The organism is Flavobacterium pectinovorum (assembly GCF_900142715.1).
Taxonomy (GTDB): Bacteria; Bacteroidota; Bacteroidia; order Flavobacteriales; family Flavobacteriaceae; genus Flavobacterium; species Flavobacterium pectinovorum.
The window spans coordinates 326,396-341,294 of record NZ_FRBX01000003.1 but is presented as its reverse complement, the minus strand read 5'-3'; the positions used below and the strand labels follow the sequence as shown (position 1 = coordinate 341,294).

Sequence of the window (14,899 nt, the reverse complement as noted above, 5' to 3'; positions counted from 1 at the left end):
TAAAATGACCATCCAAACCCTAAAATCTCAAAACCTAATCCTTTTCGAAGTTATTTCGGGAAGTAAATCTTTTGGGTTAAATACGCCAACATCAGATACCGATATCAAAGGCGTTTATTATTTGCCAAAAGAAAAATTCTTTGGATTAGATTATATTCCGCAAATAAGTAATGAGACCAATGATGAGGTTTATTACGAAATTGGTCGTTTTGTAGAATTACTGCTTAAAAATAATCCTAATATTCTTGAGATTCTAGCTTCTCCGGAAGATTGTATTTTGTACAAACATCCGTTAATGGAACATTTGCAACTAGAAGATTTTCTATCTAAACTCTGTAAAGATTCTTTTGCGGGTTATGCAGTAACGCAAATCAAAAAAGCGAGAGGTTTAAACAAGAAAATTGTAAACCCAATGCCAAAGGAAAAGAAAAGCCTTTTGGATTTTTGTTATGTTTTAAAAGGTTATGAAACCATTGCTGCAAACAGTTTCTTGACAGAAAATAATTTGAATCAGGAACAATGCGGTTTGGTGAATTTGCCCAATTCAAAAGGAATGTTTGCGTTGTTTTATGATCTGGATAAAAGTTTAGGTTATAAAGGAATTATTCAAAAAGAAAGCTCAAATGAAGTTTCACTTTCATCAATTCCTAAAAACGAAAAGCTAATTGGTTATTTGTCCTGCAATCAGGACGGATATTCTAAATATTGCAAAGAATACACCGAATATTGGAGTTGGATTGATAAACGAAACGAAGATCGTTACAATACAAATCAACAACATGGAAAAAATTACGACAGCAAAAACATGATGCACACGATCAGACTTTTGCAAACCGCAGAACAAATTCTGTCAACCGAAAAATTAAATATTCGTGTTGCTAATCGCGACGAATTATTAGACATAAAAGCAGGAAATAAGGAATATGATGATTTGCTCGAAATGGCAGATAATTTAATTATTTCAATAGAAAAACATTACGAAACATCAACTCTTCCTGAAAAGCCAAACGAAGAGAAAGTAATTCAAACTTTAATTAAAATAAGAGAGGAATTGTATCGGTAATAAAGCGTATGAGAATTAGAGAAAAACACATTGTAAAAAAAATCCGTATAAATCAGCGTTTTCGCGAAAGCGAATCCGTATAATCTGCGTCTAAAATCGCCCCAACATCAGGGCGATTTTCTTTTATATAAAAACTAATATCAGGAAACCATCATCTTAACCCCCAAAATATGTTTACAAATTCCTCGTTTACCCTGATAAGCCGTAAACCAGTCGCAAGTACATCTTTGCGAATTATTGTCGATAATTACTTTGTGTACAACGCCGGAGCCTTTTACTTTGGCTTCGATATAATCGGCTCTTCGCTCGACGATTTCGATGTCTTCGTTAGCTAATAGTTTTTTGGCATTTTTAAGTCTTGGGTTGAGCGATAAAATACGTTCGGTTTTAAAAGGGAGACGACGGTAGAAATGCGTTTTTTCGCTTAAATCATAACCCAATAATCCCATTGAGGATAAATTAGAAGTCAGATTATCCATCGTGCCAAAATCAATATCATTTTCGATAGAAAGCATCGTTGGGTCAAAAGTTTCGTTGGATTTTAATAAACTGTTTAATCCGTAAACCCATTCTATCGGTAAGTTTTCGGTCATGGTTTCGAGTACATTTCCTTCGCCAGAAAATCCGCGGTACGAATCTGGAGAAAAAGCCATTAAAAGCTGCATTTTTCCAAATTCGGCGACTATGGCACACGTTTGTTTGTCTGACGATTCGTAGATGAAAATTTTATCTACAATGGCCAGAATTCCTTCTAACAAACGCAATCTTTGAACACCGCCAATTCTAACACTATCGGCTGTAGCCAAAGTCGAAAACATAAATTTTCCGGCTCTTTTGGTTATGAAAAAATCGCCTTTTACAGACCCTTTTGGTAAACTTTGAAACAGCTGAATCGTCTGAATTTTATTCAATTCAAACTTAATATCCATATCTGCCAGATACAACTGAACACTCGTTAAACCTTTTATCCAGCGCATGGGCAAGGTTACTTTTTTCTCGGTCACTTTTGCTTTGCTCGTAATAACCTGAACATCCTGCTGACCAACGGCAAGTGTTACTTTTTCGTTTTTCTGAATTGCATTCAAAGCATTCAGCATCGGATCATTAAAATCGACATTTGTTGTTCCGTTAGCAATAAATTCTCCATCGATCGCTTCAGGTTTCATGTCCAGTCGCACATAAACGCCGTTGCAGGACGAAAACCCTTCGAAACGCAATCGCTCAGATCCTGCCGAAACAATAGGATCGCGAAGACTTGGCGGAATGGGTCCAAAACTGGAACGAACTACTTTGGCAATCGTAGTCCAGCATTTTGCAGTAACATAAGGATCAGTCAAACTTCCCCAGAAAAAACACGGAATGTTATTGACTTCTTCGATTTCGGTTTGATGTGCCAAAACCAGATTATTAATGCCTTTGGTTTTACTGTAAGTCGAAATTCCTTTATAATTATATTCTAGATCTGTCATTTTCTTTATTTTAAAATTTGCTTAATCAATGATTTAAGCGATGCATTATCTTTCCATTGTTCGAAGAAAACTATTGCTTTTGCAGATGGTTTCTGATTGGTTTTTGTTAAAACATCCAGATAGTTTTCGATGATTTTCTTGAAGTTCGTTGGCAATTTTTCCTTTAAATCAAGATTGGCAAAGAAAGAGTTGAGCAACTTCAATAAAGCATTATTATGCAAAGGCGAAACATCTTTCAGGGCAATTAATCCGTCGACTAATCTTAAAAACACGCCATATTTTTCTGTTGTGAGATATGCTATTTTATGAGCAAAAAGTTCAACATCAATAGCTTGTTTTTCGATTAACTGAATCAAAACTTCAGATGCCAGTAAGCGTAAATCTTTTTTCTCCTGAAAGAAAGTACATGCAAACAATAGCAGGCTAATATCCGAGAATCGAAATTCCGGGCGGTTTATAATCTCCAGAAACCCTTTTAACTCTGGTTTTGCTCCATCGCCAGTTACGCAATTTTGCAATAAAGTCAATGCCAGTGCATCTGAATTTTGAGGAGTAAGACTATGCCAGAAATAGGTGTTTCCTGCATAATTTAGTAAATAATCCCAACTGTTTGAGCGCTGATAAGCATCAAGACTGTACAGCAAATAATTCGGAATTTTAGAATAATTAGGCAAATCAAATTTTAGTTCGTACCAGGATGGCGTTCGCTCTTTTTCTTTGGTTTGATAATTTGTCCATTCATTCCATTTTTCTTTAAACTGAACATTCGGTTTAAAAGGAGACACCACAAACGGAATGTCTTTCAGATACGTATTTTCAAATTCAGCAAAAGTATCATTAGGATAAAAAGTTCTTGCCGCAACCGCCCAAAGCGATAATTTTCCGGTTTCTTTGGTCGTTTTTCCCATTGTTGCCAATAGTTTCGAGAACATAGAAGTCTCGTCTAATTCGATTTTGTCGTTTACGCCCAGACAAAACGATAATAAGGATTTGAGTTCGCCTTCAATTTTATCCAATAACGGAATGGCATCTTCGACATTTTCTCTCGGCATACGCGCGATTGCAATAGCAAGATCGACAGAATCAATTTCTTCGTTGGTGTTTTGATACGCAATAACCCTTTCTAACAAAACTTTTGGAGCCACCCAATACGGTTTATGACTCGGAAAAGAGAGCAGGGGTAAAGTAGAATTGGAATCTATTTTTTGCTGAACTTTCTCCAGCAAAGGCTGCATTAATAAAGTGGTATTAATCTTTGAATAATGATTGACTTTACTATTGAATTTGTTATCGATGTTGGCGATTTTAGATTGTAAAAATGCCTTCACGAAATTTTTGTGAACACTTTCAAAATAATGTTTCTGCAATTGTTTTTCATAGGGCTGCAATTGCGCTGCATAATCTGCCGGAAACAAATCCCGTTGCGAGATATAAATATTCAACAGAATTTCTGCATCTACAGTTTCATCAGAATTTATGAAATTTCCAAACTGAAAAACAACATCATTCCAATCCTTTGGCAACTGAACTTCCTCTGTAAGCAATAACTCTTTTTGAGGGTCAAATACATATTCTTCTAAAGCAGAATCATCAACAACCAGACTATCTTCATCTAAAAATTGCGTTAATCCGGATTTTATATTTCCCTGCATCATTGTTACGTACGATGACAATTTCTCTTTAAGCACTTTATCTTTTACGTTGGCAATTTTGGTAATAATTTTGGTAGCGCGTTCCTGCAAAGCCAAATCGGCAATGACATAAACATCAGCAATAATGGATGCAATTGCCGGGCTTAGTTTCGGATTTGATTTAGTTATTTTTTCTAATATTGGCAGAACGTTTTTAATGGCTGCTTTGCAATCGCTGCGCATCATTAAAGGTTCCAGCCATTCCAGGAATGATTTAGTTTTGAATTTTGGATGATCATACATTTTCTTGATCAATTCAATTCCGTAACTTGTTATTGGCGGATACGGATTGTGTAAATAAGAGAATATATTTTCCTGATGAATGATAAGTTCATCGGCTGTAACATTAAATTCTTCGATTCTTTTTCTAAAAAATGATTTCAGGTTATTGTTCCATTCTTTGGTTTGAATCAGGATGGCATTTTCGATAAAAAATGCGCGATCCATCTTTTTTTCTTCTAATAAAGATTGATAAATAACCGTCCAGGTCTGAAATTCATCATGTTTTTGAGAATCATTATCTCTAAAGAAACTATTGTGCAGAATCGTTTCATAATTAAACAATTCGGGAATATCCCTTTGATAAGTTAGTTTGTCGTTTAATGAATTATTAATGAATCTTCTGGTCTTCATCTTTGCACGCCATTCATTTGTTGCCGCAAGGGTCAAAGCGTATAATTCGGCATTATATTGCAATAAATCATGCTCTTCTAATTTACGCAGAATATGATAATTAAATCCAACCCAATCCTGTCTTTTTACTTTATCTAAAATAAAGGTATCGAGCCAATTGGGTTTTGCCCACAATAAAACATCCAGAACCGTAGGCCTTTCGTCTATTTCATTCAATAAGCTCAAAGCTTCATCCCAGGAATTGATTTCGGTTTTATCGAATAATGCAATGGCACTAAGGGTAATAATATCACTTTGTTTTTTATCGCCGCGGGTTCCCCAGCCATAATCGTGTTTGTCTTTTTTTACATAACCCGGATCTTTTGTAAGATCAGTATATGTCATAAAGTAACGCTTACTTTTCTTAATCTGTTTTTTTAAAGCCTCAATATTTCCTTTTGATTTTTCTTTTAGAAAAGGCAAAAGCAAATCAATATTTTTAGATTTTATGATAGTGTCATATTCTTCAATAACTTCATCAGATTTAGCACTTTTAGCTGTTTTTGGTTTTGAGGCAACGGCAACATCACCGGTTTCTGAATATCCTTTTTTTACTTTTTCGGCAAGTATTTTTTCTGCTGATTTCAGACATTCTTCGTCTGTAGAAAATGATTTGGTTTGAGAAGTTCCCGAAGTTCCGTTTTTGCCGTAAGTCACCGTATATTCTAATCCTGTAACTTCAATTTGCCAAAACTTATCGGAATTTCCATCGATGTATTTGAGGTATTTTTTCATATTTGTTTCTGGGCTGAATGAGAGTGCGTATATTCTCAAAAATATAAAATTATTAAGGTTTATCCGGGCTTTTCAGGGAAAATTTAGGTTAAAATTTTTAAACAATCCGATAAATATTTCAGGACTAATACTATAGAATTGTTAAATTATATTAATAAAACGCTTACATTTGCCCCGAAATGAAAATTAAAAACATACATATCAATCTGTCAGTAAGACAATATAGCGATCGTTTAGCGGGATTTTCTCCGGCTCAATGTTCAGGATGTGGTATGTATTTTAATGAATTGAAGTGTAAATTGTAGTTACAAACTCAACATAAATATATAAAAGCGTCCTTATCGGGACGCTTTTTTTGTTTTAGATCATAAAAAAGGAGAGCTCGACCTGGCTCATTTTGACCAAAAAGAAGTTTGAAATGATAAAAAATGACCCTTAACTAAAAATAATTAAAAAAATAATTGACCAAATGTTTAATGATTAAACTAAAAGTAAAACTTTGAAATTTACAATATCAAACGAGTCCTGTTGCGGGTTTCTGTAAAAATAATGATCCGTAAAAAACACACGATTGATTTGATAAAAATACTTAGTTGTTTCTAGCTAATCTCCCGTAAGAGGTACTTGTTCTATTAGTTTTCCTTTTTCGTCCCACTGCGTAAAAGTATTTTTTATTCCGTCTCGAATAATATTAACTTTTCCATTTTCATAATATCCTTTATAATAAATCTCTTCCGCATTTTCTACTTTACTTTCATATTTTAGATTCCCATTACCATAATAAGCATAAAATTTTCCATTCGGAATTCCATTTACAATATTTTCAAAATGTGAAATTTTTCCATTGTTAAAATAGCAAATGATTTTTCCATTATATCTTAAATTGTCTTTAAAAAGAATCCTTTTTCTATAAAGTCCTGAAAAAACCAAACCTCCATTTTCATTAAAATATTCTACGTTATATTCACCTTTTTTTTGTGTTTTGTGTGTATATTTTTCCATAAAGTTGCCATTGAGATAATGATAACTTTGCGATACGTTTTCTACGAATTTAAATTTTGGTTTTCCATTTGGCCAATAATCGGTTGATTCTTCTTTTTCATTATCATACTCATGTTCAAGGCTTCCATTTTCTCTAAAATTAATGTTTTTTCCTATCTGTACTCCATTATTGTCATATTTACGGACCCATTTAGGTCTTCCATTTTCGTACCAATCAATAATTGTATCATAAATTTGATTATTATTTTTAATATTGACAATTGATTTCTTTTTTCCCGATTCGTAAAACCCAACCATAATGTAATCTGATTTTTCTTTGTAAAACCGTAAAGTTTTTATTTTTTTACTTTCATAAAAAAATGTGTCGATTACATTATAATTTTCTTTATTGATTCCTATTGTATCTAATTCATTTTCAATTATTGTTTTTTTCTTACAACAAGAAAATAGTAAGCAAACTAACACTGATAATAAAATATTTTTTTTCAATTTTCTCTTTGTTTAAATTGGTTCAGATAAGTTTTTTAATTATTTAATCTTTGAAGTAATCAATAATATATTTATTTATTTATTGAATTTTTTTTAATATGATTAAATACGGTCTTGGTTGTTTTCGCGTGTTGTAAATATATGTTTTTTCTTACTTCGATTGAATAACCAATAATACTAAACTTTAAATCTTTATATTTGCATTATAAACTTCATGAAAAATGAACTACAAAATATCATTTCAGGAAAGAGCCAAGTTAGGCATGGAAATTCTATCCAAACAATCTCCCGTTACCTTAGAAAAAGCAAGAGCGCAAGCGGAACGTTTGAGTCAGGCAAGCAAATCAAAAGTGAAGAAACAGCGTTGATAAAAGAATTTTGTAATCGAAACAGTTTTTGGATTACTTATATAAATATTAATGCTTTTATCTCTTCTGGCGCTGAGCAAAAAGTTTATCTTCAAAACAAACACAAAGTAATCAAGCTAAACGATAGTATTTATTATGAGTCTTGGAAAGATTATTTCAATAATTTATTATTAAATAATTACTTTTTTCCTGATACAGCTTATCAATTAATTGGATTTTATGAACAAGATGATACACTTTATGCTGTTGTAGAACAGAAATTTGTAGAATCTAATTGTGATACGGAATTAGAAAATGTAAAGCAGTTTTTAATTTCTAATGGTTTTGTTAATACTAGAAATAACGATTATTTTAATCCAGAAGTTGGTATTATTCTTGAAGATTTACATGATGAAAATGTTCTAACTTTTGATGATAATTTATTTTTCATAGATACAGTTTTCTATCTTACAGAAGCATTTTATAAAGACCAATAAAAAAACGGCTGTCAATCGACAGCCGTTTTCAGTTGGTTTGTATTATCTTGATTTATTTAATTTTGACCGTATATTTTAGTGTAAAGATCTTTGTAGATTTCTTTGATAATTTTACGCTTAAGTTTTAAAGTAGGAGTCAGTTGTCCGCCATCGATAGACCAAACATCCGGAGTTAATTCAAAACGTTTTATCTGTTCCCAGTGTCCGAATTTTTTGTTGATTTCTTCGATTTCGTTGTCAATACGTTTTACAACTTGTTCGTTTTTCACGATTTCTTCGTTAGAATTTCCTAAAGTTACTTTATGCAATTTTGCCCATTCTTTTACGAATTCAAAGTTTGGCTGAATAAAAGCTGCAGGCATTTTTTCGCCTTCACCAATTACCATAATCTGCTCAATAAAACGAGATTGTTTCATGGCGTTTTCTATAAGCTGAGGTGCAATGTATTTTCCGCCCGAAGTCTTAAACATTTCTTTCTTACGATCGGTAATTTTAAGGAAACCTTCGCTATCAATTTCACCAATATCTCCCGTGTGGAAATATCCGTCTTTTAAAGCTTCATCTGTTTTTTCCTGATCTTTATAGTAACCTAACATTACGTTTGGTCCTTTGCAAAGAATTTCACCGTCTTCGGCAATTTTTACTTCAACGTTGCGAATTACTTTTCCAACGGTTCCAATTTTGAAACCTTTGTTTCTTTGATCGTTTACGGCAATTACCGGTGATGTTTCAGACAATCCGTAACCTTCCATAACCGGAATTTCTGCAGCAGCAAAAACTCTTGATAAACGTGGCTGTAAAGCAGCACTCCCGGAAACCATTAAATCTAATTTTCCACCCAATCCTTCTTTCCATTTGCTGAAAATAAGTTTTCTGGCAATTTTTAACTGAAATTCATACCAAAAACCATTGGCTCCGTATGGTTCGTATTTTAAACCTAAATCAATAGCCCAGAAAAATAGTTTTTTCTTAATGCCGGTTAATTCGCCGCCTTTGGCATAAATTTTATCGTAAACCTTCTCCAGAAGTCTTGGTACCGCTGTAATTACAGTTGGCTGAACTTCTTTTAAGTTATCACTAATTTTATCAATCGATTCTCCAAAATAAACCGAAACACCATAATATTGATAGATGTACAAAATCATTCTTTCAAAAATATGGCAAATAGGCAGGAAGCTCAAAGCGGTGCTTTTTCCTGCATCAAACGGAATTCTTGGCGCACTGTCTAAAACATTCGACACAATATTTTTGTGCGATAACATTACTCCTTTTGGTTTTCCTGTAGTTCCGGATGTGTAGATTATTGTGGCTAAATCATCTGTTTTAATACTGTCTTTTATAGCTTCAACTTCAGCCTGGTTGCTTTCGTCTGCGCCTAAAGTCAATAATTCAGACCAATGTTTGGCACCTGCAATTTCATCAAATGTATACACTTCTTTTAAAGTGGGTACATTCGCTTTTATGGCATTTACTTTTCGCAATACTTCGGTATCCGAAACAAAACAGTAAATACTGCCGCTGTGGTTTAATATATATTCGTAATCTTCTTCGGCAATTGTTGGGTAAATAGGAACATTTTGTGCTCCCGTTTGTAAAATACCAATATCCATGATATTCCACTCCGTACGATTATTAGAAGTAATTAAAGCAATTTTGTCATCTTTTTGAACACCCATGCGCAATAATGCTCTCGAAACAGCATTAGCTTTTGCAATATATTCCTGTGTGGATGTTTTTTCCCAAACCCCGTTTTTTTTAGTTGCCAAAGCAACCGGAAGGTTATAAGTCTCTTGTTGATAATAAGGAAAATCAAAAAGGCGTGTGATTGAAACCATGTTTAATATATTGAATTTTACTGCAAATTAAATAAAAATAAGGTATAATTTTTATTTTTATGAAATTTTATGGGAAAAATTATAGGTACTATTGAAAATGAACGAAAACGTTTTCTTTTTTGTAGCAAAATTTAGAAAAAACAAAGAAATATTTAAATTAATGCACAATTATTGTACGTTATAATCTTCATATTCTTTTACTCTTTCTCCCATCAGGAACATTCTTTTCTTAAGGAAATGTATAGAAAGCTGTGTGTAATTCCACTCTTCGCTGTCTGTAATTCTGTACCAAAAAGTATAAGATGCGCTATTAAAACCTTCCTTAAAAATGGGTGTGCCTTCGTCGGTACATTCAATTCCCCAGTTAATTTTACTTTTACTTAAATCTGCATTCTGGATAACGCCAGTTCCATCAGGGTTTAAGACCGTACTAGGCGCTTTTTGACCTATTGGTAAATAAGTTCCCGGAACGGGATAATTAAGTGTAGTTGTTATATAACGCTCATGATTTTTGTAATTAATGGCATCTACCTGAACTTGTGAATGAGATTTTGTAGCAATAAAAAATAATGCAATAAGAAGTATTCTTAGGATTTTCATTGTATGTAGGTTTTAATGTTTTTGGGTTAAAAAAGTTTTCGTGGCAGGAACTTTTTGGCGAATATAGTTCAAATTTCAATAGAAAAAGAAATCGGAAATAAATATGAATGTGTTTTTTTAAACTTTTTATTTTCAGAAGGGTTTTATTGAATAAGTAACTGATATTCTTCTGATTTTTCTGAATTATGCAGTTTATGAAACCTCAGAGTTGTTTTTTATGAAGAAATGAAAAAAGGGTGTTTTTCCCCTATAAGAAACGGGAAATTCCCTTATTAATTCTTTGAAGTAAAGAGTAGTTTTACCTCGCTAAAATTAGTAAACAGAAAAGCAAAAACAGGCAGCCATTATTCTTGAATACTGAAACTGCTTTTTATATAAAATGAGTAAGTGTGGAACTAATACTCAAATTTGTGGAGGCGTTTTATTAAAAAAAGACGCCGCCACCAGATGCAGAACCTTGGTGGACCGTTGCAGCGATTGACTCAGGCTTGTTGGTCGGAGGGCAAGAGACGTATTGTTTAGCAATACAATCGTGGAGAATCTTTTTTTGGGGGACAAGATTCGATCACTTCAGGGTTGTTTGCTTTAAGTGCATCAAATGTTGTAACAGGAGTTGCTTCGGCACCAAAAGGTTTTAAATAAAAATGCCTCAGCTAATAGGGATAGTGCTGAGGCATTTTTTTTTTTTTTGCCGCGAATTCACGAATTTATTTTAGTCAATATTAATTAGTAAAATTCGTGAATTCGTAGCAAAAAAAAACGCTCGAATTTATCGAGCATTTTTAGTAAAATATTAGTTATTCTCAATCCATTTTCTGGCGTTGATAAAAGCTTCATGCCAAGGTGTAAACTCGTCATTTCTGTCTTTTGGATAATGTGCCCAGTTCCATTGAAAAGTCGAACGCTCAATATGAGGCATTGTAACCAAATGTCTACCTGTTTTATCACACATCATGGCTACATCGTAATGAGAACCATTTGGGTTTGCAGGATATCCTTCGTAAGCGTATTTCGAAACAATGTTGTAATTTTCTTCACCCATTGGTAAATTGAATTTACCTTCTCCGTGAGAAACCCAAACTCCTAAAGTAGTTCCGGCCAATGTCGATAACATAACCGAATTGTTTTCCTGAATTTTCACAGAAGTAAAGATACTTTCGTGTTTGTTACTATCGTTATGAAGCATTTTTCCGTGCACTTCATGCTCCGGATTAATTACTTCTAATTCCATAAACAACTGGCAACCGTTACAGATTCCAACAGATAAAGTATCTTCTCTTTTGAAGAAATTATCCAAAGCTGTTTTTGCTTTTTCGTTGTATAAGAAAGCTCCGGCCCAACCTTTTGCAGAACCTAAAACATCTGAGTTAGAGAATCCTCCAACCGCACCAATAAACTGAATATCTTCAAGAGTTTCACGACCAGAAATTAAATCGGTCATGTGAACGTCTTTTACATCAAATCCAGCCAAATACATTGCATTTGCCATTTCACGCTCAGAATTACTTCCTTTTTCACGAATAATAGCTGCTTTTGGTCTTGGTTTAGAAGCATCAATTACAGGAGCCTGACCAGTAAAGTGAGCTGGGAAAGTATAATTTAAAGCTTGATTTTTATAGTTTTCAAAACGTGCTTTTGCAGTTCCGTTTTTAGATTGTTTTTGATCTAATAAATAAGAAGTTTCAAACCAAACATCTCTATACTCCGCAATATCCAAATTATATCCCGAGGCTTCGGGACCAAATTCCAAACTTGGCGTACTTTGAACTGAACCAATTTTGAAGAATTCGATATTATTTTGTTTCAATTTCGCTTCAACAGCAGCATCAGATTTTGCCTGGAAAACGATTCCGATGTTTTCAGCGAAAAGAATTTTCAATAAATCTTTTTCCGCGAAAGCGCTGAAATCAATTTTAGCTCCAAGATTCACATCAGCAAAACACAATTCTAATAGAGTTGTAATTAAACCACCGCTTCCGATATCGTGACCCGCTAAAATCTGGCTTTCGCCGATTAATTCCTGAATCGTATTAAACGCATTTTTGAAGAAAGAAGCATCTTTTATTGTCGAAGTTTCTTTTCCGATAGTATTTCTGATTTGTGCAAAAGAAGAACCTCCTAATTTGAAATCATCCTGAGACAAATTGATATAATAAATTGAATCTCCGTCTTTTTGTAAAACCGGTTCAACCACTTTCCTAATATCTGTACAGTTTCCTCCTGCAGAAATAATTACCGTTCCCGGTGCAATTACTTCGTCATTTGGATATTTTTGTTTCATCGAAAGTGAATCTTTTCCTGTCGGAATATTGATTCCCAATTCAATTGCAAATTCAGAACAGCCTTCAACAGCAGCGTATAAACGAGCGTCTTCACCTTCATTTTTACAAGCCCACATCCAGTTTGCTGATAATGAAATTCCTTTCAATCCGTCTTTAATTGGTGCCCAGATAATGTTTGATAATGATTCTGCAATAGCGTTTCTGCTTCCCGCAACCGGATCAATCAAAGCAGCAATAGGAGCGTGGCCAATAGAAGTTGCGATACCTTCTTTACCTAAATAATCCAAAGCCATAACGCCAACATTATTCAAAGGCAATTGCAAAGGTCCTGCACATTGTTGTTTAGCAACTTTTCCACCCACACAACGGTCTACTTTATTCGTTAACCAGTCTTTTGAAGCAACAGCTTCCAGACGTAAAACATCTTTTAAATAACTTTCGAAATTGGCGCCGTCGTAACTAACATCAGCATATTTTCTGTCGATAGTTTTATCGGTCATAACCGTTTTTGGAGAACTTCCAAAGAAATCTTCCAAAGCATAATCCATCGGTTTTGAACCATTTGATTTAGATTGAAAAGTAAAACGGTGATCTCCCGTTACATCTCCAACCTGATACATTGGCGAACGCTCTCTGTCGGCGATTCTTTGCAAAATATCAATATCTTTTTGACCAATAACCAATCCCATTCTTTCCTGAGATTCGTTACCAATAATTTCTTTTGCAGAAAGTGTTGGGTCTCCAACAGGCAATTTGTCTAAATCGATTAAACCTCCTGTTTCTTCCACCAATTCAGAAAGACAGTTTAAGTGTCCGCCCGCACCGTGATCGTGAATCGAGACAATTGGGTTATGGTCGCTTTCTACCAAACCACGAATCGCGTTTGCAGCACGTTTTTGCATTTCAGGATTCGAACGCTGAATGGCATTTAATTCGATTCCTGAACCAAAAGCACCAGTATCTGCAGATGAAACCGCAGCTCCACCCATTCCGATTCTATAATTTTCTCCACCCAGAATTACGATTTTATCGCCTTCTTGTGGTTTCTTTTTTATTGCCTGATCTAGTTTTCCGTAACCAATTCCACCTGCTTGCATGATTACTTTATCGTAACCAATTTTACGGTCGTTTTCTCCATGTTCGAAAGTTAAAACTGAACCTGTAATTAGCGGTTGACCGAATTTATTTCCAAAATCAGAAGCTCCGTTTGAAGCTTTGATTAAAATATCCATTGGAGTTTGGTACAACCATTTTCTTTCTTCAACAGCATTTTCCCATTTTCTGTCATCGTTTAAACGAGAATAAGATGTCATGTAAACTGCTGTTCCGGCCAATGGCAAAGAACCTTGTCCACCTGCTAAACGGTCACGAATTTCTCCTCCGGAACCTGTTGCAGCTCCGTTAAAAGGTTCAACTGTTGTTGGAAAATTATGTGTTTCTGCTTTTAAAGATAAAACCGAATCAAATTCTTTGATCTCGTAATAATCTGGTTTGTCAGCTGTTTTTGGTGCAAACTGCTGCACTTTTGGTCCTTTTACAAAAGCAACGTTGTCTTTGTATGCAGATACTATATCATTAGGATTTTCCTGTGATGTTTTTTTGATTAATTTGAAAAGAGAAGTTTCTTTTTCTTCACCATCAATAACAAAAGTTCCGTTGAAAATTTTGTGACGACAGTGCTCTGAATTTGCCTGAGAGAAAGCAAAGATTTCAGAATCAGTAAGTTTTCTTCCCAGTTTTACAGCAAGATTATCTAAGTAATCAACTTCTTCCTGGCTTAAAGCTAAACCTTCAACTTTGTTGTAAGTCGCAATATCATCGATCTCCAATATTGGTTCCGGCTGAACATTGATCGTAAAAATCTCCTGATCTAATTGATTGAATTTTTGAAAAAGCATCGGATCAAAATCTGTAAAATCTTCCGTTGCCGGAAAAAATTCTTCAATTCTGATGATGCCAGGAATACCCATATTCTGAGTAATTTCTACAGCATTTGTACTCCAGGGTGTGATCATTGTGGCACGTGGACCAACAAAAAAATCCGACAGTGCGGATTTCTCGATCTTATTGGAGTTGGCAAAAAGCCAGTTTAATTTTGAAATGTCTTGAGCCGAAATTTCGTTTTGCGTTTGTACGGCAAAAACAGTTTTGCTTTGGTTTTCAAAGAAATGGATCATTGTGATGTGTAGTTTGTTGTATTGAAGGTGCAAATTTAGT

Annotated in this window: 8 protein-coding genes; 2 read left to right on the top strand and 6 right to left on the bottom strand. The window is 34.1% G+C overall.

All coding sequences use genetic code 11. The features are described from left to right. Nucleotides 1–4 precede the first annotated feature (4 nt). Nucleotides 5–1,063 carry a nucleotidyltransferase domain-containing protein gene (locus BUE22_RS12125; protein ID WP_073395260.1) on the top strand — a complete coding sequence of 353 codons (1,059 nt, stop codon included), beginning with the start codon at nucleotides 5–7 and terminating at the stop codon, nucleotides 1,061–1,063. Nucleotides 1,064–1,203: 140 nt separating this feature from the next. Here BUE22_RS12125 and BUE22_RS12120 read toward each other — a convergent pair whose 3' ends face one another. The 3 genes from BUE22_RS12120 to BUE22_RS12110 all read right to left on the bottom strand — a co-directional run bounded on the left by BUE22_RS12120 (nucleotide 1,204) and on the right by BUE22_RS12110 (nucleotide 7,121). Further along, on the bottom strand, nucleotides 1,204–2,532 hold the full coding sequence (locus BUE22_RS12120; RefSeq protein ID WP_073395259.1) for an SWIM zinc finger family protein: 1,329 nt from the start codon (nucleotides 2,530–2,532) through the stop codon (nucleotides 1,204–1,206). A gap of 5 nt (nucleotides 2,533–2,537) precedes the next feature. Further along, on the bottom strand, nucleotides 2,538–5,630 hold the full coding sequence (locus tag BUE22_RS12115) for a DUF6493 family protein (protein ID WP_073395258.1): 3,093 nt from the start codon (nucleotides 5,628–5,630) through the stop codon (nucleotides 2,538–2,540). A 603-nt stretch (nucleotides 5,631–6,233) separates the two neighbouring features. Next, the gene (locus BUE22_RS12110; RefSeq protein ID WP_073395257.1) at nucleotides 6,234–7,121 is read right to left on the bottom strand and encodes a toxin-antitoxin system YwqK family antitoxin; all 888 of its coding nucleotides are present in this window, start codon (nucleotides 7,119–7,121) and stop codon (nucleotides 6,234–6,236) included. 214 nt (nucleotides 7,122–7,335) lie between these two features. Here BUE22_RS12110 and BUE22_RS12105 point away from each other — a divergent pair, with 214 nt between their 5' ends. Further along, a complete protein-coding gene (locus tag BUE22_RS12105) occupies nucleotides 7,336–7,965 on the top strand; it encodes a putative polyvalent protein kinase domain-containing protein (RefSeq protein ID WP_073395256.1) in 630 nt (209 codons plus the stop codon). 56 nt (nucleotides 7,966–8,021) lie between these two features. Here BUE22_RS12105 and BUE22_RS12100 read toward each other — a convergent pair whose 3' ends face one another. The 3 genes from BUE22_RS12100 to purL all read right to left on the bottom strand — a co-directional run bounded on the left by BUE22_RS12100 (nucleotide 8,022) and on the right by purL (nucleotide 14,859). Further along, nucleotides 8,022–9,800, bottom strand: coding sequence for an AMP-dependent synthetase/ligase (locus BUE22_RS12100; protein WP_073395255.1), 1,779 nt, complete (start codon nucleotides 9,798–9,800; stop codon nucleotides 8,022–8,024). 168 nt (nucleotides 9,801–9,968) lie between these two features. After that, nucleotides 9,969–10,400, bottom strand: coding sequence for a hypothetical protein (locus BUE22_RS12095; RefSeq protein WP_042563085.1), 432 nt, complete (start codon nucleotides 10,398–10,400; stop codon nucleotides 9,969–9,971). A gap of 793 nt (nucleotides 10,401–11,193) precedes the next feature. After that, complete coding sequence (gene purL, locus BUE22_RS12090) at nucleotides 11,194–14,859, bottom strand: phosphoribosylformylglycinamidine synthase (protein ID WP_073395254.1); 3,666 nt, start codon at nucleotides 14,857–14,859, stop codon at nucleotides 11,194–11,196. Between the last annotated feature and the right edge of the window lie 40 nt (nucleotides 14,860–14,899).